Origin of the sequence: Streptomyces sp. NBC_01591 (assembly GCF_035918155.1) — a bacterium.
Classification (GTDB): domain Bacteria; phylum Actinomycetota; class Actinomycetes; order Streptomycetales; family Streptomycetaceae; genus Streptomyces.
In genome coordinates, this window is record NZ_CP109328.1 from 25,534 (window position 1) to 47,968 (window position 22,435).

Sequence of the window (22,435 nt, forward strand, 5' to 3'; positions counted from 1 at the left end):
GCCTCGTGAGAGGGCGCGCGAGTTTCGTGCTTGGTAGGGGTCTGTCAAACGAGCGGCTCTGTTCGTCGGTGGTGACGGTGCGTTCTCCTTATTGCAGGAGGATGCGGTGACGGAGGAGGTCGAATCCTGCTCGGCCGCGCATCTGCCGCATGATCTTCTTGGTTCGGGTATTGACGCCGGCGTTGTCACGTTGGTGCGGTGTTGATCGATTGAGGGCGTGTCAGGGTGTGTAGGGGTCGGGTGGGGGGGCTTGGCTTACGCTGCGATGGGCTGGTCGGTGGCGCCGGTGATCTCGTCCCAGATGGCGAAGCGGGTGGTCGTCTCGGTGTGGTATTCGGTGGCGGTCATCAGGTGGCGGCGTGGTCGGAAGTGCGGTGAGATGCCGCTGAACGCGGACAGGAACCGCTGGGCCCCGCCGGTACTGCGGAAGCCCTTCATCGCGCGTTCGCGCTGCCTCGTCGGCTGATGACTGTTCTCGGCCCGGTTGTTCAGACCCTTGTGGGAGCGATGCTCGACGGAGGGCATGACCTCGCGGTGGGCCGCGCCGTAGGAGCGCAGCTTGTCGGTGACAACCACCCTCGGCACCGAGCAGGTCTTCTTGAGCAGTTTGCGGAAGAACCGCCTGGCCGCAGCGGTGTCCCGCCGGTTCTGGACCAAAATGTCGAGCACGTTGCCATCGGCGTCGACGGCCCGCCACAGGTACTTCAGCTCACCGTTGATCCTGAGGAAGACCTCGTCCAGGTGCCACTTGTCGCCCGGCTGCACACGCCGGCGGCCCAGGCCGTTGGCGTAGGCCTGCCCGAACTTCGTACACCAGCGGCGGACCGTCTCGTGGGAGACGATCACGCCGCGCTCGAGCATCAGCTCCTCGACCTCGCGGAACGACAGCAGGAAACGGAAGCACAGCCACACGCAGTGCGCAATGATCTCCACCGGGTACCGGTGCCCCCTGTACGACGGCGGCGCGCTGTCCACGGACGCCCCCTCCCAGCACGACCAACCAGAAGATCATCCCAGGCCGGTCAGTCAACGTGACAGTGCCGCTCCACGCCTTGCGCGCGATCGAACAGTTCTACAACTCCCATCGGCCGCATCAGGGCATCGCGAATGCCCGCCCGCTGTATCCATTGCCCACGCCGATCACTGTTCCGGACGAGATCGCCCGCCTCGACATACGCCGCCGCGATCGCCTCGGCGGCATTCTCCACGAGTACCGACATGCCGCATGACCTCAATGGATGACGTTTTCGGCAAGGGCAACGTCAGTCGCATGGGAACCACGCTACTCGCCCGGCGCACAGGGCTCAGGCCCCGGCGGATTCGCGCGGGGGCCTGAACGGTTTTGACCGGTTGATAGTCAGCGGGGGTTGTCGTTGACCATCGTGCGGGAGATTCCTTTCTGCTACTCCGGCGGCGAATCGACGATGGCGTCCCAGTAGCCCGCTACATCGGACGCGTCGATCCGCAGGTAGGCAGGGCCGTTGGAGCCGTCGTCAGCGTGCGCGGGTGCGGTGGCGGCCAGTGCGCCGAGGGACAGGGCCACGGCCCCGATGATGCGGTGTGTGGTGTTCATAGCGGATGTAACTACGAGGCTGGCAGACGGTTACGGGGCCGCAGTCCGTCAGTTGGGCTCACCCCCATGTCCTTCGAGTTAGCCGGGGAGGACACCTAACTTGCCTTACTTGCCTGACAAGCAAGCAACGACCTGACTTCTAGGGATAGTTGACAGACCTAGATAACGATCGTCGGCGCCGGGGTCCTCGGGCGGGTGCTCGGCGTCTCGGTAGCGGGGCAGGCGGTAGACGGCCTCGGCGTACGGCGCAGGGGCATTGCATAGTCGCGATCGGTCCGGTTCGTCTGCCTCATGCGTGACGTGGCGTCATGTCCCGGCCTGGTCTGAGATGCCCCCGGGAAGCAGAGCAGGCACGGTGCCGGTGATCATGTGGTTGTCGGCGATCAGGCAACGACCTGGGCCCTGGCCGACCACAGCTAACCTCGCCGTTTCGGGTGGGCTGAAGCGGCGTCGCTGATGACCAGCTGTGGGGTGGTCAAGGCATATTGATCCTCTGCGAGCTCTTATTCGGGTACATGCTCCGGGACAGTGCAACGAGCCGGGAGGTTGCGGACGGCCGAGAGGAGGAGAGGGATGGTGCTGGCCAGGAGGACGAGTACACCGCTGAGCAGGAGTGTTTCGGCTATGCCGATGTGAGCAGCCACCGGGCCTGCCACGGCGAGGCCCAGGGGCGTGCAGATAAAGGAGACCAGCGAGTCATATGAGCTGATCCGGGACATGGACTGCTCGGGAACATGAGTGTGGACCGTGGTTCTCCACAGGACCTCGAACACATCAATGCAGATGCCAGCCACCAGCATGCTGGTGGCGATCAGCCAGGTTGGGGAGCCCCCGGCGAGGAACAGGTAGGCCGGGAAGAAGCCGAAGGTGACGAAAACGCCCGTACGCAGGGGGTAACGGGGACGGATGCGGATCGCGATCAGGCTGCCGAGGACGAAACCGGCCGAGTGGGCGCCGAGAACGACCGACCAGGCGACCGCCCCGCCCAGCTCCTGCTTGGCCACCGCCGGGCCCAACACCATGATGGCTCCTCCGAAGGAGGCGTTGACGATGGCGAACTGGCCTACGACCGGCCACATCCAGCGCAGGGAGGAGAACTCTGTCCAGCCGCTGCGCAGTTCGCTGAGGAGACTGGTCGGCGCCTCTGTCGCGGTGAGTGCCCGCGATGCCGTACGAGGGCGGCTGAACATCAGCAGCACGGCGGACAGGAAGTAGGTGGCGGCGTCGGCCGCCAAGGCCCAGCCAGGCGCGACGGCCGCGACGAGTACTCCGCCGGCGAACACGCCTCCGATACGCGAGAGGTTGGCCGCTAGGCGCAGCAACGCATTCGCAGGCTGAATGCGTTCGGCGTCGACGAGCTGGGGTACGAGCGCGGTGGCGGCTGGTTGGCTGACAGCGGAGGACGCGCCGTTGACGGCGGCGAGGACGATCAGAAGGTTCATCGGCACGCTGCCGTGCAGAAACAGGGCGGCGGTGAGCGCTTGGGAGCATCCGGCGGCGGTCTCCCCCACGATGATCAGACGCTGGCGGGGGAACCGGTCCGCGAGGACTCCGCCCAGCAGAATCAGACCGAGCTGAGCGACTGTGCGGGTCCCCAGCAGTAGTCCGAGTTGGGACGGGGAGCCGTCAGGCAAGGCCAGCACGGCGAAGGCGAGGCCCAGCGGTGCGATGACGTTGCCCGTCAGGGACGATGTGCGGGCGAGGAAGAACAGGAGGAAATTCCGCTCCCGCAGCAGGCTGAGATCACCTTTCATGAGCTGCCATGGGCGCTGGGAGGTTCAGCTCTCATGGCACGTTCGAGGATGTCCGCGATGACTTCGCTCTTCGCGTCGGCGTAGTGCTGCATGTACGTCCATGTCCGCTGTGCGAGGTCCCTTTTGGTTCGGGCGTAGAGGTCGCGATCGTTCGTGTGGGCGCGCAGCCAGTCGCGGAAAAGGATCATGCGCTGAATCTCGGGGCAGCCGGTGGAGAGCACGTGCAGATTGGCTGATTCGGCACTGGGCGCGAGGTCGGGCTTGCGCAGGACGCGGTGCTCATACCAATCGGGCTCCCGGACCGCGAGCGCGTAACCGAGGGGAGCCAGGCTGGGCACGTAGGCGGATTCGTCGGCGGAGTCGGGAACGATCAGCAGGATGTCGATGACCGGTTTGGCGGGCAACCCGGGTACCGAGGTGGACCCTGTGTGTTCGATCCGGTGTGGCAGCGCGCCCAGCTCGTCGCTCATCCGGCGGGCCTCCTCCGCGAACGCGGCGGCCCATTCCGGCGTGTACTCCATCAGCTTGATGTTGCTGTTGAGTAGGGGGGGCGTCTTCAGGTTCGCCGCTTCGATCTCCTCGTCAGTCATCGAGACGCGGGGGATCTCCTGCTCTTGACGTTCCTGTGGCATCATGACATTTCGTCCTTGTTCGGTTCGCTTGTCAACTCCAATAGGCTAGAGGGTAGTTAGCCAGGGCCGTTGCCTGATCGCGATCTGTCCGGGTTGATCACGTGAGGCCGAGGGTCGACAGCGGCCGGTGGTAGTCGCGGCTGGTGCGGCGGAGGGCGGCGGCGATGTTGGTCTCGCCGTTCTGGCGGAAGACGCTGATGGCGAGGTTGCGCAGGCCGGCCATGGTGCGGGGCAGGTGGCCGGTGCGGACCTTGGAGTCGTCCTCGCAAAAGGTGCGGTCGCGGACGTGGTGCAGGCGGTTCTCGATGCCCCAGTGGCCTCTGATCCAGGTGGCGAGTTGGGCCGGTGTCGCGTCGAAGACGTCGAGGCTGGTGATCACGTAGACGCGCTCGGTGGTCAGTTTCCCGGTGCTCAGCTCGCGCCGCCACCGGACGATCTGGATGGCCTGGCGGGCGCCGGGATAGCCGAGGTGGTGGAAGGCGACGACCTTGATCCGACGGATCTCGTCGCGGTGGTGGGCCCGGTCCCGGGTGCGGTGGTCCAGCGGGATCTCGGCCCAGGGCAGCTTGGTGACCTGCGCATACAGTCCGGGGTGGTTCTTCTTCACGATGGCCAGGTAGTCGTCGGCGGAGGTACGCACCATGGCTGTGTTGGGTGTGCAGGGCGTCGCCGGTCAGCACGGTGTTCTCCACGTTGATGGTGTCCAAAAGTGGCTGGAAAGATGGAATCTCGTTGCTCTTGGAGGCGACCTGACGCTGGGCCAGGACCACGCCGTGGTGGTCCATCGCGGCCAGCAGCTGGACCGCAGTGGTCGTGGCGGTGCGGGAGCCGCGGACTGTCTTGCCGTCGACCGCGATCGCCCGCAGAGCCGGCTTCGGCGGCGGCTCGGACTCTTCCGGCCGTGGCGTTCTGGCCTGGAGGTAAGCACCGATGGCCGCATCCAGCGCGTCGCCGTCGACGCGTTGGAGCAGGCGACGGACGGTGGCGGCGTGCGGCGCCGGCCGGATGCCGGTGAACGGTCGGCCGGGAAGCCGAGCACACCCAGGACGGGCTGCGGGGCATCGCCGATCCATTCACCGATCGCGATGAGAGACCGGGCACCGGTCAGGACGGCTGCCGCGGCCGCGCACAACAGGGGGAGCAGCGGATACCGTCGTCCTCGCAGGCCACGCGGATCGGGCACCCAGACTAGGAAGCGTCGCAGGTCAGCGGCGTCCTGCGTAGTGGCGCAGAGGTTCGGGAGGGCCAGATTCCCCAGCCCGGCGGGCATGGGCGATGATGTCCGGGCAGGCACGGTCTCGCTCGGTTCTCATGGGTCTTCGACAACCACATGATCACCGGCACCGTGCCTGCTCTGCTTCCCGGGGGCATCTCAGACCAGGCCGGGACATGACGCCACGTCACGCATGAGGCAGACGAACCGGACCGATCGCGACTATGCAATGCCCCTGGCGTACGGCGTGAGGTCGGCGGGGTGGAGGTCCAGGCGCCGGGCGAGTTCGAGGACGACGTGCAGCGGCTGGTTAGGCAGGGCGTCCATGGTGACGTCGTGCTCGTGGACGCCGAGGAGGTCGGCGAGTTCCCATACGGAGAGGCCCGCGTTGTGCAGGCGGCGGCGCAGTTCATCGCCCCAGCCCCGGGGCTGGTAGCGCGGGGCCAGTGGAAGCGGTCGGTCACCAGTCGGGGCCGTCCTCGGAGAGGATCACCACGTCCATGCGGCGTGCGGCCATCCAGTCGGTCAGGAGCGCCGGGCCGCCGCCGATCCCCGCGACTTCGCAGAAGCCGCGGTGGGGAGCGCTTGCCCATTGGTCCTGGGTGGGGGCGCGCGGTGGACGTGGGTGCGCTGTCGTGTCCCCCTGCACGCCCTGGTCAGGCTCTTGCAGAGCGAGAAATGATCTGGAAGACGTCGGGCTGTCCGGCGGAAAGCCCCGTCGGCCTGCTCAGTGCATCCGGTCGACGGAATCGAGAGGGCATGTTCCATGAGCGTTGAACAGGACGAGGCGACCACCACGGTCACCGCGGCAGACGTGGCCCGGATCGCGAAGCAGGGTGTCTTCGCGACACCGACTTCGCTCGACCCGAAAGCCGTCAATGTGGGCCATGCGCTGATCGCCACGCTGCAAGGCGCGGCGGAAAAGCCGCTGCTGACCGATGACCTCCAGCGGCTCACGGAGCAGGTGCGGCAGAAGGCCACCATCGGCTTCCCCCGCATCACCTCCGCCGACGGGATCCGGTTGTCGGCACACACCATCAAGCTCAATGCCCCAGAGCCCCGGCCGGTGGTGATCGTGCCGTCCGACTGGACGCCTGCCGGCTGGCCCCTGTTCGAGCACACGTATCTCAAGCTGGCGCTGCGCGGCTACCACGTGCTGGCCTACACCCCCCGCGGGCTCGGGCTTACGGCAGACGTGCACGGCGGCGGGTACATGGACGGCCCGTGCACCTCCGGAGGGACGATCGACGTGGCCGGCCCCCTGGACTGGGCCGACGGCTCGACCGTGATCGACTACGCTCAACAGCACTTCAACCCGAGCCGTATCGCCTTCTTCGGCAGGGCCTACGGCGGGCTCATCAGCCAGCTCGTCGCGGCGCACGATCCTGGCGCCCGTGTGGACGCCGTCGTCGCGCTGAGCACGTGGGAGGACCTGGTCGCCGGCCACCAGAACGACCGCGGACACCTCGCCGCGGTCGCCGACCTGACCAACTTCACCGGCGGACCGGTGAAGCACAAGTTCGATGAGGACACGCAGCAGATCCTCGCGGACCTCCAGGCCGGAGAAAACCCCGACGATGTCGCCTCGTGGGCGATGCAGCGGGCTGCGTTCTCCTACGTCGGGCAAACCAATGCCCGTGGCACCGCGACGTTCATCTCCCACGCCGGGAGCGATGCGCTGTTCCCGCTCAGGCAGATCACCAAGCACTTCGAGCAGCTCACCGTGCCCAAGCGACTGAGCCTGCAGAACGGCAGCCGGCCCGCACCTGAACACGCCGGGCTGACCGTCCCGCTCAGCGACACCGCCCCGACACTCGACGAAGCCTTCGCCTGGCTCGACCACCATCTCCTCGGGGCCGCCAACAACGTACCCACCTGGTCACCGGTCAGCAGCTAGTGACCCGAGACGGGATTGGGTGGCCCGCATCGCTCCTGTCGAGCCCGTTTTCACGAATGCCAGGTTCACCTGAAAGCGCTGGCCGCAGCCGGTGGGCGTGACGCGGTGGCTTCGTTCACTCCCGCCCCACTCGTAGTCGCGGCGACCACTCCGTCCAAGAGCCCATTTCGCAGCGGGGCCCCCGCCGGGGTGCTTTCCGGCAGGGGCTCCGAAGGCGTGGCTCAGCCGAGGCGGAAATGCTGGTTGGGCTTGTTCTTGTCGGTCCACTGGACGAGCTTGGCACCGTCCGCGGTGTCCTCGCCGACGACGGACAGGAGCTTGCCGCTGTGGCGTGCCTCCAGGGAGAAGTACCCGTCGTCCTTCTGGACGAGCTTCCACTCCTGGTTGGGCTTGCCCTTGTTGGTCCACTGGACGACGGTCCCGCCGTCCTCGGTGTCCGAGGCGGTGACCGACAGGGCCTTTCCGCTGTGCACGGCAATCACGTTGTAGTAGCCACCCGTCGTCGCCACCAGGTTCCAGTGCTGGTTGGGCTTGTTCTTGTCGGTCCACTGGACGACCTCGGCGCCGTCCTCGGTCCCCGAGGCGGTGACGGACACGAGCTTGTCGCTGTGACGGGCCACCAGAGCGGCAGTGAAAACGGCCATGAGTTCTCCTCGTTCAGTGATCAATTCGACCACCGGCATAACGATCACTGCCCCGCCTCCGTCGTGATCAACAAGCTGTATGACCAGAAAGCGCCCTGTGAGGGCTCGGGATAATCGGCCGGCTCGAACAGCCGTCGGTTCCCGACAGCCGGACTCCAGCAGTCGATCGGGCAAGGCGGCGCGAAACGCCCGGCTCCGGGCGTGGTTACCAGCCCGATGGCCTGGGCGGCCAGTTCGGTGCCCTGCAGACGGTCCTCGATCTTGGCGAACGCCGTCTCCCATGAGGTGGAGGTGTCGTCCGCGAAGGGAAGCGAAGCCCGGGTCACAGCAGGTGCCCAGTGGGAGCTCTCACTCCCCTGACCAGGTAATCCTCACCCAGTGACCAGCTAATCCTCACGACTTGTCCAACATCATCGCCCGGTCATCAGCGCTCAACACCCCAATGAAACAAACCGAATCAGCCCGGCCCACAGCACCCAAGACCGGACACCGAACCGAGAACCACCCCAGACAAAGAAGCGAAGACTCCCAGGCCATGTCCTCGTCCTTGATGTCGTGGCCCTCCGCGCGGAGCTGGGCGACGGCGGCGTCCAGGTAGCGGGTGTTCCACAGCACGACGGCGTTGAGGACGAGTCCGAGGGCGAGCTGGTCCTCCTGGCCGTCCCGGTACGCCTGGCGGATCTGCCCGCGGCCACCGTGGCAGATCGCGCGGGCCAGGCGGTGGCGTGACTCCTGGACGGTGAGCTGCCGGTTCATCAGGCGCCGGTAGGTGTCGTCCACCGGGTCGACCAGGGCGAGCAGGTGCATGGTCTTGTCGATGCGCCCGTACTCGGCGAACGCCGCCCCCAGCGGTGTGGGGTGCCCCTCGCGGCCGAACAGACTGGCCGGCCGCCGATCCCCGAGGCGCTCCCGCCCGCCCCACCCCCACCCCTTTCTCTTTCGGCAGTTCGGGCAGCAGGGGGTGCGCAGAGGGGATGCCAGCACCCCGACCACGCCCCTACAGGCATGGTGACCTGCACAAACACCCGACGCCTTGGTGAGAGGGCGCAACAGATACCGCAGGAGAACCCGCGGGGCATGACGCAACAGGTGCCGCAGGAGATTCCGGCTCCGGGACATCGGCGGGCCCAGGGCACGGTCGCCATGCCGACGCCGACCGCCACCCTGAGGCCGCGGGGGGTGCCTCCGGCACCACATGCTGGAACAACCGCCGGTGGGCTACCGACCTCAAGGAGGAGGCCTGCGGTCAGTGACCTTTACGGCGCTGTGCGTCGAACCGGCGCAGCACCCGGACCAGACGCCACACTCCGGCCGCCGCTCCGAGCAGCGCACCCCCCACCAACGCGCCCTTCCCCGCTGGACCAGAGACGCCAAAAGCCAGTGCGAGAGCCAGAGCGACGGCAAAGACCGCCGCAGCCAGCACGACGGCAGTCACCAGAGCAAAAACGATCTCCACCGTCATTGCGTCCTTTTCCCACCGCGACTCACGCCCCATATCCATGCTGCAAGTCTCACATCACGTCAAGCCATTGCGCCTGGACCGAACAGCACCTGGCTCAGTGGCCGCAGCCGGACATGGGGGTGTCGAGGTACTTCCAGGTCTGGGGTCCGACCTGGCCGTCGGGATTGAGACCGCTACAGCTCTGCACGGCACGTACGGCGACGTCGGTACTTTCTCCGAACTTGCCGTCGACGGTGAGTGTGTAGTCGTAGTTGGAGTTCAGCAGGCACTGGATCTGCTTCACCTTCGAGCCGACCATGCCCTTAGCCATGACCTGGGTGCGGTCCCAGTTGTAGCGGCAGCTGGCGCGGCCGGCGGCGCCGGGCGAGGCGGCCGTACTGGGAGAGGCAGAAGCAGAGGCCGGGGAAGAGGCCTGGTCCTTGGCTGAACTGCTGGGGCGCGGTGGCTTCGTGTTCGTGTCCTCCTCGCCCGTGGAGTCCTGGTCCTTGTCCTTCTTCTCGTCGTCCGGCGGAGTCTTGGTCGGTGCGGTGCTGCTCTTCGGGGGCACGGGGGTTTCGTCGGCCACTGGTTGGTCGTCGCCGGGGCGGTTGTCGCCGCCGGTCTCGGGCTGGGAGACGGCGGAGTCCTTCGTCTCGTGGACCGAGTACCAGCGTCCGACCAGCAGCAGCGCGGCGAGGGCAGCGGCGATCAGCGCGAGGATTTTGATCCTGCTTCGGGGAGCAGCGGCCGGCCTTGCCGGTTCGGCCGGGCCGGGCGTGGATGGTGCGGGAGCCGGGGTGGCCGCTGCGGGTTTCGGAGCTGCGGTGCCAGGAACGGTGTCCGGGACTGTCGGCGGCACGGGGTCCGCGGCTGCCGACGGTGTGGGGTCTGGGGCTGCTGTCGGTGGTGTGGGGTCCGGTGCAAGGGCTGTCGGCGGTGTGGGGTCCGGTACGCCTGGTGCGGAGTCCGCCGGTGCCGGAACGTGCGCTGCTTCGGACGGTGCTTCGTCCTGGGTGTCTGCGGCGCGGCGGGCCTGGTCGGCGGTGTCCCAGAGGCCGAGCAGGGTGTTCTTGTCCAGGCCGCGGCGGGAGCAGAGTCGTTCCACGGCTGCCCGGGGTGGGAACGCGGTGCCTTTGAGGACCCGGTTCCACGAGGAGCGTGAGTAGCCGGTGTCGTGGGTGAAGGCGTCCAGGGAGAGGTTCTTGGATGTCTTGACCTGCCGTAGTGCCTGGAGCAGTGCGGTGACTTCCGGCAGTGGCTGTGCGGGTGAATTGTCGCCTTGGTTGGGTTGCACAGGTCTCCCCCTGGTGCCGATGTGATCGTCGTGTTCCAGAGCCGTTCCTTTTCGCAGGTCAGGGGCCTTGTGGGACGGCCGGGACGGCGCAGTACGGCTGGAATGGCGATCAGGCTACCGGTGGGACGGCGGTACCCCGAATCTTCATCTCGTCGACGCCGCAAAGGCGCCGTGTGAATCGCCCTCCGGATGTGTGCCGGTGGGTCTGACGAGGGGTGAAGTCGTGTGCATCATCAGCAAGAAGACGGGTCTTCAGGCGGGTGCCATGGTGGCGGTCGCGGCCGCCGGATTTGGCCTGATCAGCTACTCCGGCAACGAGCAGGCGCAGGCGAACAGCCCGGCCGCGTACAGCGTGAAGGGCTTCGACACCAGCCACCACAACTCCCACCCGATCCAGTGGTCGGCAGCCGCGAGGGCCGGGTACTCGTTCGTGTTCCAGAAGGCGACCCAGGGCACCGGCTACCGCGACCCGCAGTTCGCCGGTGACTTCGCAGGCGCCTCGCAGGCCGGGCTGATGGCCGCGCCCTACCACTTCTACGACTCCGGTTCCGGCGTGGCCCAGGCCGACCACTTCGTCCGTACGGCCCGGGCCGCCGGCTACGACGGCAAGCGGCCCGGGCAACTTCCCCCGGTGGTCGACCTGGAGAAGATCCGCGGCCGGTGCCCGGCCGGGGTGAACAACACCCAGGTCGCCGCGTTCCTCTCCAAGGCCCGTCAGGCGTTCGGGGTGAACCCCATCGTCTACACCTCGAAGGACTTCGCCGACACCTGCCTGCGCGGCAACACCGGCGCCCTGGCCAACAGCCCGCTGTGGCAGCCCCGCTACGAGAGCGGAACGCGTGAGCCCGCTCCCGTCGGCGGCAGGTACTGGTCGATCTGGCAGTACACCGAGAACGGGACGGTACCCGGCCTGCGGGGCAAAGCCGACATCAACGTCTACAAGGGCACACTGACCCAGCTCCGCGCACTCGCCCACCTCAGCCCCGGCCAGACCCCCACCCGCCCGGGAACAGGTTCGACAACCCCGCCTGCTCCGCCCACGACGCCGCCTGCTCCGTCCACGACGCCATCTGCTCCGTCCACGGCCGTCTGGCCGCTGCTCAAGAACGGGACGCGCGGCGTCAACGTCACCACCGCCCAGCACCTGCTGGCCGCGGGCGGCCAGTCCGTCACCGCCGACGGGATCTACGGCCCGAACACCCGGAACGCCACCGCCGCGTTCCAGCGCTCCCACGGCCTGACCGCCGACGGCATCATCGGCCCGAACACCTGGAACAAGCTGGTCCGCACCGTTGGCCAGGGCTCGAAGGGATCCACGGTGAAGGCGGCCCAGGCGCAGCTGGCCGGGTATGGCAACCGCATCGCGGTCGACGGGGCGTTCGGCCCGGCCACCCAGGCCGCGGCTGCCGCGTTCCAGCGGTCCCACGGCCTGACCGCCGACGGGATCATCGGCCCGAAGACGTGGAACAAGCTCGTCAACGGAACCAAGACGAGCACCCCGACCACGCCTGCCCCGACCACGCCCGCTCCGGCGAACGGTAGGCTGACCCAGCGCCAGGCCCTCACGCAGCTCGCCGCGGCCGGTATCAAGGCCCCGGTCGGGCGGACCTCTTTGGCAGGTGTCCGTGCCCGGACCATCCAGGGCGTCATCGCTCTGAAGAAGGCCAGCGGCTGCACCATCGTCATCACCGGCGGCACCGAGTCCGGCCACAGCACCCGGGGCAACCACTCCCACGCCAACGGTTACAAGCTCGACCTGCGTACCCGTGACGAGGGCCGCTGCGTGACCAACTGGATCAAGACCACCCAGCGCAAGGGCGCCCCGCGGGGCAACGACGCCCGCTGGCACGGCACCCTCAACGGGATCTCCGCCGAGTACGTCTACGAAATCCCCCGCAGCGGCGGCATCCACTGGGACATCACCCTCATCTGATCCCCCTCCAAGTCGACTGACACCTGCGCCACCAACGTCCGGTGGGCGGCACCCCATGCGGGTGCCGCCCACCGGACGTTTCAGACGGGCGTAGCGGCGAGGCCGTGGTCAGGTTCGGGGTCGATGTCGTCGCAGGACCGGGGGTGAGGATGCCGGTGGCCGCAGTGTTGGCGAGGTACTGCGGGGGTGGCTTCGAGCAGCAGCTCGCCGATCGCGTGGGCGTGGGAGGCGAGGTCGTCGACGGTCCGGCGCGGGTGTGGCGAGAACCAGGATCCGTTGGCTGGGCCTGGTGCTCAACGCCGCCGCCAGTCAGATGGGTGGCCCTGGTCCGCGGGTGCCGAACCTGGCTGGTGGGGAGAGGCGTACGGGCGCGGTGGAAGCCGCCGGGCGTACTTCAGGTCCGCTCGAACCGGGGGTTTGTCTCCGGCAGGAGATCAAGAGATCGGTCCTGCTCATACCGTGTGATGTGCCGCACCCCTGCTGAGCAAGGAGTATCTGTGGCCAACAACTTTCAACTCGGTGAGATCCCGCACGGTTTCGCGTTCACCGAGACCGGCGGTCTCATCCACTACAAGCACACCATCATCCTGACCGTGCCGCCGCCCAACGCCGGCCCGTGGGGCGACTGCTGGCTCAGCTTCGGCTGCGCCTGGGCGGACACCAAACTCGGCGTGAGCATCTACACCGGCAGCACCTGGGGCGGTGTCCAGCCCCGGACCGTCCCCGACAACGGCAACCGCCTCGGCGAACGGCTCCCCGCCGGCACCCAGAAAGTCGTCATCGGCCGCATGAAGAAGGACGGCGGAGACTCCGCAGACGACGTGCCTATCAGCTGGCTCCTCGAATACCTCGGAACCTGACACACCCCCACCGGTGCCCCGGCCCGGCCCACCAGCCGGACCGGGGCACCGGCCTGCCCACCGGCCACCGGCCACCGGCCACCGGCCACCGGCCACGGTCCAACTTCTCCCCACGACGAACACCGCCGGCGCCGACACCGGTCCGGCGACACCGCCCTGGACCTCGTCGTTCTCACCCATACCCTTCAGGATGCGCCGCACCGACAGCCCAGGGCCGTGCGCACCAATCCCGACAACCCCATAGAATCACCACTCACCCACCATCAAAAACTGACCCGCAATCAACACCCGAAGGGCCCGAGAGAAACCCTCTCTCGGGCCCTGAAACGTACTCAGAATCCACCCTGCGGGAATCCCATAAAGAATCCCTTGAATCCGAGCAGGAAGAAGGACGAATTTGAGATGAAAAACGATCACGACAGCGACGGGGCGGCCGCCCACGGCACGACCCAGGCCCCGACCACAGCAGGTCACAGATGAGACACTCCCAGGCCAGACCACCCACCACCCCGACCAGCCCGTTCCCGACTGGTTCTCAACCAACCCGCAACACCCCAGCCCACACCACTCCCAGCACATGCTGGCGGGATCGACGCCCCACACGTTCGTCCGGGAGCCCACCGCGATGCGCTTGAGGCTGCCGGAGACGTTCACCCGCGGGTTCGAAGCCCCCTGGTCCCCGGCGTACCGGAAGATTTGATTGCCGCCGTTAACGCGTAGTGCCTTGTTTGCGGTGCTATGCACCGCAGTTGGCGAGCTGGTTGGGCCTATGAACTCGCGCTATCCCACACGGGACCCCGGTCCCAGACCTCTGGCTGACCAGTTCCACATACACCGAAGGGCGCAGGGCGGGCCGTATCCGCCACTTCTTTCGTGTCCGCACGCGGTCGGCAAGAGGATGCACCCGCTCGCACCTTTGTCCTGAAAAGACTGTTCGCCCAGTACGCGCGCTATCAGTTCAATTCATCTGAAGGTGTGCTTTGCATGTATTGCCCGGGCGCGTCGTCGCCGCCGCCGACACCATCCGAAGTGTCGGGCCCCGCCTGCTGTCCAGAGCGGGAACCGGCTCAGCGCGGATCCACCGAAGAGAGGAACCAGTGATGGCGAACGAGTTGCGTTACGGCGACCGGCTGCACCTGCAGAACCTCTATCAGGGCGACGGGGGCTACCTCGACACCAATGGCACTTCCAGCGCGCCAGGGGCCAAGCTGGCAGTTTCCACGGCCCCCACCGCCACGCGCGCGCCGGGCACCGGTACCTGGGAGATCGTCTCCGGTTCCTGCCAGGCCGCCGGCTCCCCGGTGAGGAGTGGCGACATCGTCTACCTGCGCAATCTCTGGGACGGTAACGGCGGCTACCTGGACGTCAACGGCGCAGCCAGTGCTGGCCAGCAGAGCTCTGGTGGCATCTACGACGTCACTACCGCCTGGGGCAAGGACCGCGACGAGAACAGCAGCCGCTGGCAGATCTTCGACACCACCTCCGCGCCCCTGGACGGCCTCGTCCGCTTCAACGACACCGTCCAGCTGTGGAGCACCTACCACAACAGGGGCGGTTTCCTGGACACCAACGACGTCAGCACCGCGACCGGCGCCCGGTACGACGTGGACACCAGCGCCTACTCCAACCGCGCCAACGCCGACGTCGCCTTCTGGAAGGTCCTGCGACCGCAACCCTGACCCCCTCACCCCAGCCAGCCTCACCCCGGCGGCAAACGACACGAAGCCCTGACGGCCTACACGAGCCGTCAGGGCTCCTTCGCACTCGGGCTGGCAGCTCCCCGCTCCCCGCTCCTCACGACAGGCGGAACGAGTCATCAGCCCGTTCGGCGCGTCAGCCAATGGAGGGGGTGGAGTGCCGCCCACCGGGCGTTTCGCGGGCGCGGCAGCACTCAGGTGCCGCACCATCGCTGAGGGAGTGTCAGGCGGGATGGCAGGGCTGTTCCTCGGCGGTGCGGCCACCGGTTCCGAAGGTCCGCCGCGGGGACGGGGCGCCGCCGGGCGAGAACCGAGCACGCCTCGGGCTCGCAGTTCATCGAGGTCGGACAGACGCTCTCCGGGAAGAACATCGAGCAGGTCGGCCTGGGCGGCGCGAATGCTGGGCGCGGGAGCCTGGGGGCCTGCGCCAAGGGCACGGCCGTGGGTGTGCACGGTGACGCGTCGGCCGCCCGTGCCGGCGGGCTGGTGCACGGTGATCGGCGCGCTGGTCATGACTCCAGCGTGCTCCCGGCGCTCCGGTCCTGCCATCGCGGCGGTTTCGTACTCGGTCAGGAAGGGGCACCGAGCGTGCACTTTCGTTCATGGCGGAGGGTGGCCGTGCCCCGGCGCTTAGAGTGCGATCGCGCGGTGTCCCTCTTCGCGGGTTTCCCTCCGGACCAGCTGGCTGGAGGGAGGAAGTGCCTCTCCCGGCCTTGTCGAGGAGGCAGATCATGAAGTGGGACGATGCGCCGGACTACGCCGCGTGGAGCTTCTACCTGAGTGCAGTCGAGTTGCTGCTCGACTTACTCAGTCGGCTCCCGCTGTAGCCCGGCGACCGCTCCGCGGGGCCGTTCCTTCAGGGGACGGCCCCGTTCCTGCGTCTCACGACGACACCGCCGATGCTACGCACGCGGGCACTGCACAGCTACCAACTTCCAGCGAACGGAGTATGCCAGGGGCATACTCCGTTCATTGCCTGGGCTGCGGCTAAGGGCTCGTAAAGAATCAACACGTTGGTTTGGTCTCTGTCGTGAGGGTCGCGCCGTGTGCGGTGGCGTGGACGAGGAGTCCTGCCAGGGTGCTGAGGTGTGCTGCTGGGGGCTGGGGTGTGTGCGCGTGCTGGTCCATCAGTCGTCGGATCTCGCTGGTGGTGTGGCGGATGGTGTCCTTGCTGACGGCGAAGAGGTGGGCCAGCACGGTAGGCGGCAGAGCGAGGTTTTGTTGCAGCACGGTGGCCAGGACCCGGTCGGCCAGGTCGAGTTTGGCTTTGCGGCCGCCGCCCGGGGCCCGGCGCCGGGTGCCGCCGTCGCGTCGGGTGGCCGGGTCCTGTTTCTGCAGCGCCTGCCAGCCAGGGGTCAGGGTCTCGGTCAGCTCGGCCAGTGCGGTGCAGGTCATGCCGGTCAGCGCGGGATGTGACAGGGCACCGCGGTCGAAGACCGCCGCCGGCCCGGGCGTCGGCCTGGTGGGGTCTGCCGGGCTGGCGGGGTGGGGGTGCACGGTGTAGTTCCATTCGCCGTGGAAGGCATGTCCGGTGACCGGCGCCGCGTTCAGCTCGGTGTCGCTGACCTTCACACCGGTGGGATAGGTGCCGGTGTCGAGTTCGGCGTGGACGGTGAGACCGGTGCGGGTGGTGGTCGCGGCGATGGACTGCACGACGACCTCGTGGCTGTTCAGCGCTCTGCCGCGCCAGTTCATGGTGATCGCGGAGAACAGCCGATGCTCCACCTTGTTCCACTTCGATGTGCCCGGCGGCATGTGGCAGACCGTGACGGCCAGGCCGGTCCGGGCGGCGAACGCGGCCAACTCGGTCTTGAAGGCCCGGGTGCGGTAGCCGTTGGAGCCGCCGGCATCGGCAGTGATCAACAGACGTCTGGCCTGCGGGTAGTCGAGGCGTCCTTGCCCGTTCCACCAACGGCGGATCGATTCGACCGCGAAGGCTGCGGTGTCGTGATCCGTACCGACATTCACCCAGCCGGTGTCCGCCGCCAGATCGTAGATGCCATAAGGCAGGGCCTTGCCCAGTGCATCGCTGGGGAAGTCATGGACGTCAACCCGCACGGGTTCACCGGCCGGCCGCCATTGACGTCCCGCATTCTTGAAATCCCCGACGACTTCCTTCTTTTTCGTGTCCACACTGACCACCGGCTCGCCCTCCGCCTGATGGTCCTTGACCTGGTCGTTGATGTACCGGAACTGCGCGTCCCGGTCGGGGTGCTGAGCGCCCTCAAGGGTCTTGGCATTGGCCTGCAGACTGAAACCGTTCTCCCGCAGCAGCCTGCCCACGGTCGGCGCCGACGCGGTATGGCCCTGCCGCGTCAGCTCCCCGGCCAGAGACCGCAGCGACTTGGTCGTCCACCGCAGCGGCGACATCGGATCCCCCGCTCATCCGGCTCGACCAGCGCCAGCAACGCCGGAACGAGCAGCCGGTCAAGCTTCTCGGCGCTCTTGCGACCGCCGCCGTCCCGGCGGACCCGGCCATCGGGCAGTGGGTCCTCACCGCCCTCCAACTCGAAGACACCCTTCCGCACCGTCGTCTCGCTCACCCCTGCGGCACGCGCGACGGCCCGGACCCCACCGTGCCCCAGCAGCCGGGCCTCGGCGGCCAGCGCCAGCCGCTGCTGCCGCTCATTCAGATGAGGGAACAACACTCCGAATCTCAGGGCAAGTTGGTCACGAACCTCACTCGGTATGCGCATACCACACCAACGACAGGGAGACCGTGAAGCAACGTGTTGATTCTTTACGAGCCCTAAATACGAAACAGGAAACATCCGTAAGCCGCGCCCGCGGCCACGAGCGTGCCATGCAGGCTGAACACATGCCCGCGGCCGCGGAGTCGCGGCCTGAGGGCACCACGGCGACCAGGGAGAAATTCATGCGGATCAGTGCGGGAGACAGTGAGTTCTACCGGTGGCTGCTTCACCACGCCCGGCTGATGAACTGGGACCTCGACGCGGTCGACGAGCTGGACGGTGTCACCGTCCCGCGGCGCCGCTTCTTCCTCGTGTGGGCGTCGATCGCACTAACCAACGGGCTCACTCCCGCGCAGACCGGGCAGCTCGCCCGCGGTCTCGGCGTCACCCCGGACGAGGTGACCAACGCGTACACGCCAGAACTGCGGGCCACCACCATCGACGAACTCAACCAGGCACTCCGGTACTGAGGAGCGGAGCGGCGTTGCACGGACCGGGGTCGTTGGTTGCCTGGCCGTGAAGGCCCCAGCGGGGAAGGGGCGGACGCCCAAGCGGTGGCGCGCATCCGGCGCGGACGGGCGCCAGCGCCGAACCTCGTGAATCGCCCTGTCAATACTGTTCGGTCTCGACGAACCCGGCGTCGGCGTCGTCGCCAGCGCCGAACGCGTCCGCCGCGGCCGTCGGGTCGAATCCGGGCGGGCTGTCCTTGAAAGTCAGGCCCATGCCGGCCAGCTTCGCCTTGACCTCGTCGATCGACTTCGCACCGAAGTTACGGATGTCGAGCAGGTCGGCCTCCGAGCGGCCCACGAGCTCACCCACGGAGTGGATGCCCTCGCGCTTGAGGCAGTTGTACGAACGGACCGTGAGCTCCAGCTCCTCGATCGGCAGCGCGAGGTCAGAGGCGAGGGCGGCGTCCGTCGGGGACGGGCCCATGTCGATGCCTTCGGCGTCGATGTTGAGTTCGCGGGCAAGACCGAACAGCTCGACCAGGGTCTTACCGGCCGAAGCCATGGCGTCACGGGGACGCATGGCCTGCTTGGTCTCGACGTCGACGATCAGCTTGTCGAAGTCGGTGCGCTGCTCGACGCGGGTCGCCTCGACCTTGTACGTGACCTTGAGCACCGGCGAGTAGATGGAGTCGACCGGGATACGGCCGATCTCCTGGCCCGCCTGCTTGTTCTGGACGGCGGAGACGTAGCCGCGACCGCGCTCGACGGTCAGCTCCATCTCCAGCTGGCCCTTGCCGTTCAGCGTGGCCAGGACCAGGTCCGGGTTGTGGACCTCGACACCGGCCGGCGGGGCGATGTCAGCAGCGGTGACCAGGCCGGGGCCCTGCTTGCGCAGGTACATCACGACCGGCTCGTCGTGCTCCGAGGAGACGACCAGCTGCTTGATGTTGAGGATGAGGTCGGTGACGTCCTCCTTGACGCCCGGCACGGTGGTGAACTCGTGCAGGACACCGTCGATCCGGATGCTGGTGACAGCAGCGCCGGGGATCGAGGAGAGGAGCGTACGGCGGAGAGAGTTGCCGAGGGTGTAGCCGAAGCCCGGCTCCAGCGGCTCGATCACGAACCGGGAGCGGAACGCATCGACAACCTCTTCGGTCAACGCGGGACGCTGAGCAATCAGCATAGGGTGCTGCCTCCATTTTTCGGCGCCCGCTATTTGACGCCGTAGACACCGCACGGTATCGGCAATACGACCTCACAAGAGGCCGCACCGCCCGGCTCGGGGCAAAGCACAGATTTCCGCAGGATGGAACGGCGCACAGGAGTGAGTGCGGACCTGGATGCCCTCGGGATGAGCTGGTAGCCGCAGCGCCATCGGCGGGAGGACGGCAGCTGGCACGGATGCGTCGGCGGGGGTGGGCTTTCCTGTTTGGCTGGGGCGAGGGAGCGCTGGGCCGCTACGGTCTCAGTAGAGCTGACGGCACATTGGATTCTCGGCTCTTGAGATTTGAACTGCTTTGTTCATGTGGTCTGTTGCGGGAAGGTCGGTGAGCTTTGTGGCTTCGGCGGGGGTGGCGCGGGTGTGGGTGTGGGTGACGGCGGTGGTGGCGTTCCTGGGAACGGTGGGGCTGGTTTTGGTGGCGGTTCTGGCTGATCTGGACACGGCTGGTCAGGCTGCGAGCGTGGTGGGTTCGATGGTGGCGCTGGTGGCGTTGCTGGTGTCGGTGGTCGCGCTGTTCCGCGGCGGTGGATCCGCGAGCGGGCGCCGTGTGCGTGGTGGTCGTGGTGCGGTCGTGGCCGGTGGTGACATCACGGGCTCCGCTCTCGGAAAGGACTCGAAGGTGACCGGTCCCCGCACCCCGCCGAGGATGGGCTCCTCGCGGCGGGATGGGGATGATGTGCGTGCCGGGCGGGACGGGGTCGCGGCTGGTGGCGACATCACCGACAGTGCCCTGGGTGAGGGAAGCGAGCGGTGAGCCTTTTCCCTCGGGCCCGTCGCGGGCGTAAGTCTGGAGACGGTGCGACTCCCCCAGGGGCGGGGGCGGCGCGCAGAGTGTCCGCTGGGGCAGGTGGGGTCGCGGCGGGCGGGGGGATCACCGGTTCCGCGCTGGGTGACAACAGCCGGGTCACGTATGTGGACAAGCAGTACGTGGCAGAGGCCGGCGTGCCGGTGGGGTGGCCGGTGGTGGTGGGGACGGTGCCGGTGCTGGCGTCCGCGTTCCAGCCGCGCGAGGTACTGCGTCAGGCGGTCGACGAGGCCCGCGGGCACGGCCGGAGCGTCGTGCTGGCGAGTGACACCCCGCACGGTGAGCGGTCGCGGTCCGGTACGCGTGCGTCTGTGCAGGTGATGTCGGGCGGCGGCGGGGTGGGCAAGTCGCAGCTGGCCGCCGCCTACGCCCGTGAAGCGGTCACGGACGGCGCCGATCTGGTGGTGTGGACGCCGGCAACCGATATCCAACAGGTTCTGACCGTCTATGCGCAGGCCGCTGCGCTCGTGCAGGCGCCCGGCCATACCGGCACGGACCTGGAAACGGACGCACGAGCCTTCCTCAGCTGGCTGGCGGCCACCGACCGACGATGGCTGGTCATCCTGGACGACATCACCAACCCGGATGCGATCGAGCCCTGGTGGCCAGACAGCCAGCGCGGCACCGGCTGGACCCTTGCCACCACCCGCCTCAAAGACCCGCGCCTGACCGGCGGCGGCCGGACCCGCATCGACGTCGACGTCTACACCCCAACCGAAGCAACCGACTACCTCACCACCCGCCTCACCCACGACCACAAAGCCCACCTGGCCGACCACCGAGCCCCGGCCCTCGCCGAGGCACTCGGACACCTGCCGCTGGCACTGGGACACGCCGCCGCCTACATGCTTCGCGAGAACACCTCCTGCAGCACCTACCTGGAACAGTTCACCGACCGCGCCACGCACCTGGACAAACTCCTGCCCCACTGGGCCGACGCCGAACGCTACGGCCGGCAGGTCACCACCACCCTGCTCCTCGCCCTCGACGCCACCGACCAGGACCCCCACGGACCCCTGGCCCGCACCGCCCTCCGCATCACCGCCTACCTCGACCCCGCCGGACAACCCGCCGCCCTATGGACCACCAACGCCTTCCTCACCTACCTCATCCAGCAACAGCGCGCCGCCGTCCCGGCTCGGCGGAACCTCGGCCTGCGCCGACGGCGCAGGAGCGCGGTGCGGACCGTCACGGGTGACGAGGCAGCCGCAGCGCTGCGGCTCCTCGACCGGTACGGACTGATCACGTACGACTCCGCCGACAACCCCCGAGCGGTGCGTATCCACGCGCTCACCGCACGCGCCGTGCGCGAGACCACTCCTCAGGACCAGCAGCCGACGACCGCCGTCACCGCCGCCGACACCCTCGTCGAAATATGGCCAGACCCCGACCACACCCAGCGCGAACTGGCCAGCACGCTACGCGCCAACACGGATTCCCTCACCACCCATGCCGGAGAGTCCTTATGGACGCCCGACGCCCACCCCGTGCTCTACCGCACGGGAGCAAGCCTCCTCAATGCTCACCTGCACAGCGCCTCCTCGACGTACTGGGAACACATGGTCGCCGACTGCGAGCGGCTGCTGGGCGACGAACACCCCGACACCCTGGCCGCCCGCGCCAGCCTCGCCGCCTCCTACTGGCAGGCCGGGCGCACCAACGACGCCATCGAAATCGAAGAGCACGTCCTCGCCGAGTACGAGCGACTCCTCGGCAACGAACACCCCCACACCCTGGCCGCCCGCGCCAGCCTCGCCGCCTCCTACCGGCAGGCCGGGCGCACCAACGACGCCATCAACCTGCTCGAACACGTCCTCGCCGAGTACGAGCGACTCCTCGGCAACGAACACCTCGACACCCTGGCCGCCCGCGCCAGCCTCGCCGCCTCCTACCGGCAGGCCGGGCGCACCAACGACGCCATCGAAATCGAAGAGCCCGTCCTCGCCCAATGCGAGCGACTCCTCGGCAACGAACACCCCCACACCCTGAGCGCCCGCGCCAACCTCGCCGCCTCCTACCGGCAGGCCGGGCGCACCAACGACGCCATCGAAATCGAAGAGCCCGTCCTCGCCCAATGCGAGCGACTCCTCGGCAACGAACACCCCGACACCCTGAGCGCCCGCGCCAACCTCGCCGCCTCCTACCGGCAGGCCGGGCGCACCAACGACGCCATCGAAATCGAAGAGCGCGTGCTCGCCGATCGCGAGCGGTTGCTTGGCAACGAACACCCCGACACTTGTTCTGCTCGTGATGCTCTGTCCCGGTGGCGGTCGGCGGGGGATGGTCTTGGGGAGCCTCCGTTGTAAAGAGGGACCGCGAAGATCCTGG

Annotated in this window: 18 protein-coding genes and 5 pseudogenes; 7 read left to right on the top strand and 16 right to left on the bottom strand. The window is 67.8% G+C overall.

All coding sequences use genetic code 11. From position 1 onward, the window contains the following. Positions 1–255 precede the first annotated feature (255 nt). From OG978_RS40910 to OG978_RS40950, 9 genes and pseudogenes are all read right to left on the bottom strand, one after another. Positions 256–975 carry an IS6 family transposase gene (locus tag OG978_RS40910; protein WP_326763248.1) on the bottom strand — a complete coding sequence of 240 codons (720 nt, stop codon included), beginning with the start codon at positions 973–975 and terminating at the stop codon, positions 256–258. A gap of 47 nt (positions 976–1,022) precedes the next feature. Then, the gene (locus OG978_RS40915) at positions 1,023–1,220 is read right to left on the bottom strand and encodes a hypothetical protein (protein ID WP_326763249.1); all 198 of its coding nucleotides are present in this window, start codon (positions 1,218–1,220) and stop codon (positions 1,023–1,025) included. 182 nt (positions 1,221–1,402) lie between these two features. Beyond that, the gene (locus OG978_RS40920; RefSeq protein WP_326763250.1) at positions 1,403–1,573 is read right to left on the bottom strand and encodes a hypothetical protein; all 171 of its coding nucleotides are present in this window, start codon (positions 1,571–1,573) and stop codon (positions 1,403–1,405) included. 503 nt (positions 1,574–2,076) lie between these two features. Then, positions 2,077–3,327, bottom strand: a complete 1,251-nt coding sequence (locus OG978_RS40925) for an MFS transporter (RefSeq protein ID WP_326763251.1) — start codon at positions 3,325–3,327, stop codon at positions 2,077–2,079. Continuing rightward, positions 3,324–3,962 carry a GrpB family protein gene (locus tag OG978_RS40930; RefSeq protein ID WP_326763252.1) on the bottom strand — a complete coding sequence of 213 codons (639 nt, stop codon included), beginning with the start codon at positions 3,960–3,962 and terminating at the stop codon, positions 3,324–3,326. The genes OG978_RS40925 and OG978_RS40930 overlap by 4 nt, the downstream gene beginning before the upstream one ends. A gap of 94 nt (positions 3,963–4,056) precedes the next feature. Then, positions 4,057–4,602: an ISAs1 family transposase gene (locus OG978_RS40935; RefSeq protein ID WP_326763253.1), complete on the bottom strand. Its 546-nt coding sequence runs from the start codon at positions 4,600–4,602 to the stop codon at positions 4,057–4,059. 43 nt (positions 4,603–4,645) lie between these two features. Beyond that, a pseudogene (locus tag OG978_RS40940) lies at positions 4,646–5,032 on the bottom strand (hypothetical protein); the annotation flags it as partial. Then, positions 5,002–5,229, bottom strand: a pseudogene (locus OG978_RS40945) (transposase family protein); the annotation flags it as partial. The pseudogenes OG978_RS40945 and OG978_RS40940, both read right to left, overlap by 31 nt. Positions 5,230–5,632: 403 nt before the next feature. Next, complete coding sequence (locus tag OG978_RS40950) at positions 5,633–5,821, bottom strand: hypothetical protein (protein WP_326763254.1); 189 nt, start codon at positions 5,819–5,821, stop codon at positions 5,633–5,635. A gap of 117 nt (positions 5,822–5,938) precedes the next feature. On the opposite strand from OG978_RS40950, the gene OG978_RS40955 reads away from it, so the two are divergent. Beyond that, positions 5,939–7,069, top strand: coding sequence for an alpha/beta hydrolase family protein (locus OG978_RS40955; protein ID WP_326763255.1), 1,131 nt, complete (start codon positions 5,939–5,941; stop codon positions 7,067–7,069). A gap of 221 nt (positions 7,070–7,290) precedes the next feature. Here the strand turns inward: OG978_RS40955 and OG978_RS40960 are convergent, their stop codons facing one another. The 5 genes and pseudogenes from OG978_RS40960 to OG978_RS40980 all read right to left on the bottom strand — a co-directional run bounded on the left by OG978_RS40960 (position 7,291) and on the right by OG978_RS40980 (position 10,448). Beyond that, the gene (locus tag OG978_RS40960) at positions 7,291–7,713 is read right to left on the bottom strand and encodes an RICIN domain-containing protein (protein ID WP_266767452.1); all 423 of its coding nucleotides are present in this window, start codon (positions 7,711–7,713) and stop codon (positions 7,291–7,293) included. A gap of 209 nt (positions 7,714–7,922) precedes the next feature. Beyond that, a pseudogene (locus OG978_RS40965) lies at positions 7,923–8,052 on the bottom strand (5-methyltetrahydropteroyltriglutamate--homocysteine methyltransferase); the annotation flags it as partial. 177 nt (positions 8,053–8,229) lie between these two features. Continuing rightward, positions 8,230–8,577: pseudogene (locus OG978_RS40970) on the bottom strand (Tn3 family transposase); the annotation flags it as partial. Between the two features lie 382 nt (positions 8,578–8,959). Beyond that, complete coding sequence (locus OG978_RS40975) at positions 8,960–9,214, bottom strand: DUF6332 family protein (RefSeq protein ID WP_326763256.1); 255 nt, start codon at positions 9,212–9,214, stop codon at positions 8,960–8,962. Between the two features lie 55 nt (positions 9,215–9,269). Then, positions 9,270–10,448, bottom strand: coding sequence for a peptidoglycan-binding protein (locus OG978_RS40980; RefSeq protein ID WP_326763257.1), 1,179 nt, complete (start codon positions 10,446–10,448; stop codon positions 9,270–9,272). A 223-nt stretch (positions 10,449–10,671) separates the two neighbouring features. On the opposite strand from OG978_RS40980, the gene OG978_RS40985 reads away from it, so the two are divergent. The 3 genes from OG978_RS40985 (at position 10,672) to OG978_RS40995 (ending at position 14,920) form a co-directional block, all read left to right on the top strand. Continuing rightward, positions 10,672–12,381, top strand: coding sequence for a GH25 family lysozyme (locus OG978_RS40985; RefSeq protein ID WP_326763258.1), 1,710 nt, complete (start codon positions 10,672–10,674; stop codon positions 12,379–12,381). 497 nt (positions 12,382–12,878) lie between these two features. Then, positions 12,879–13,241 carry a hypothetical protein gene (locus OG978_RS40990; RefSeq protein ID WP_326763259.1) on the top strand — a complete coding sequence of 121 codons (363 nt, stop codon included), beginning with the start codon at positions 12,879–12,881 and terminating at the stop codon, positions 13,239–13,241. A gap of 1,100 nt (positions 13,242–14,341) precedes the next feature. Next, positions 14,342–14,920: a hypothetical protein gene (locus OG978_RS40995; RefSeq protein ID WP_326763260.1), complete on the top strand. Its 579-nt coding sequence runs from the start codon at positions 14,342–14,344 to the stop codon at positions 14,918–14,920. A 1,023-nt stretch (positions 14,921–15,943) separates the two neighbouring features. On the opposite strand, the pseudogene OG978_RS41000 reads toward OG978_RS40995, so the two are convergent. Further along, a pseudogene (locus tag OG978_RS41000) lies at positions 15,944–17,634 on the bottom strand (ISAzo13 family transposase). Positions 17,635–17,813: 179 nt separating this feature from the next. Here OG978_RS41000 and OG978_RS41005 point away from each other — a divergent pair. Continuing rightward, a complete protein-coding gene (locus OG978_RS41005) occupies positions 17,814–18,101 on the top strand; it encodes a hypothetical protein (protein WP_326763261.1) in 288 nt (95 codons plus the stop codon). 139 nt (positions 18,102–18,240) lie between these two features. Here the strand turns inward: OG978_RS41005 and OG978_RS41010 are convergent, their stop codons facing one another. Then, positions 18,241–19,263, bottom strand: coding sequence for a DNA-directed RNA polymerase subunit alpha (locus OG978_RS41010; RefSeq protein ID WP_326763262.1), 1,023 nt, complete (start codon positions 19,261–19,263; stop codon positions 18,241–18,243). 364 nt (positions 19,264–19,627) lie between these two features. Between OG978_RS41010 and OG978_RS41015 the strand changes: the two genes are divergently transcribed. Both OG978_RS41015 and fxsT read left to right on the top strand, forming a co-directional pair. Next, positions 19,628–20,056, top strand: a complete 429-nt coding sequence (locus tag OG978_RS41015) for a hypothetical protein (protein ID WP_326763263.1) — start codon at positions 19,628–19,630, stop codon at positions 20,054–20,056. 77 nt (positions 20,057–20,133) lie between these two features. Next, complete coding sequence (fxsT, locus tag OG978_RS41020; RefSeq protein WP_326763264.1) at positions 20,134–22,413, top strand: FxSxx-COOH system tetratricopeptide repeat protein; 2,280 nt, start codon at positions 20,134–20,136, stop codon at positions 22,411–22,413. The last annotated feature ends 22 nt before the right edge of the window (positions 22,414–22,435 follow it).

Excerpts from the sequence above, each read along its gene's own strand:
- OG978_RS40915 (WP_326763249.1), bottom strand. The coding sequence starts at position 1,220 with ATGTCGGTACTCGTGGAGAATGCCGCCGAGGCGATCGCGGCGGCGTAT.
- OG978_RS40920 (WP_326763250.1), bottom strand. The coding sequence starts at position 1,573 with ATGAACACCACACACCGCATCATCGGGGCCGTGGCCCTGTCCCTCGGC.
- OG978_RS40925 (WP_326763251.1), bottom strand. The coding sequence starts at position 3,327 with ATGAAAGGTGATCTCAGCCTGCTGCGGGAGCGGAATTTCCTCCTGTTC.
- OG978_RS40930 (WP_326763252.1), bottom strand. The coding sequence starts at position 3,962 with ATGATGCCACAGGAACGTCAAGAGCAGGAGATCCCCCGCGTCTCGATG.
- OG978_RS40935 (WP_326763253.1), bottom strand. The coding sequence starts at position 4,602 with ATGGTGCGTACCTCCGCCGACGACTACCTGGCCATCGTGAAGAAGAAC.
- OG978_RS40955 (WP_326763255.1), top strand. The coding sequence starts at position 5,939 with ATGAGCGTTGAACAGGACGAGGCGACCACCACGGTCACCGCGGCAGAC.
- OG978_RS40960 (WP_266767452.1), bottom strand. The coding sequence starts at position 7,713 with ATGGCCGTTTTCACTGCCGCTCTGGTGGCCCGTCACAGCGACAAGCTC.
- OG978_RS40975 (WP_326763256.1), bottom strand. The coding sequence starts at position 9,214 with ATGGATATGGGGCGTGAGTCGCGGTGGGAAAAGGACGCAATGACGGTG.
- OG978_RS40995 (WP_326763260.1), top strand. The coding sequence starts at position 14,342 with ATGGCGAACGAGTTGCGTTACGGCGACCGGCTGCACCTGCAGAACCTC.
- OG978_RS41005 (WP_326763261.1), top strand. The coding sequence starts at position 17,814 with ATGCGGATCAGTGCGGGAGACAGTGAGTTCTACCGGTGGCTGCTTCAC.
- OG978_RS41010 (WP_326763262.1), bottom strand. The coding sequence starts at position 19,263 with ATGCTGATTGCTCAGCGTCCCGCGTTGACCGAAGAGGTTGTCGATGCG.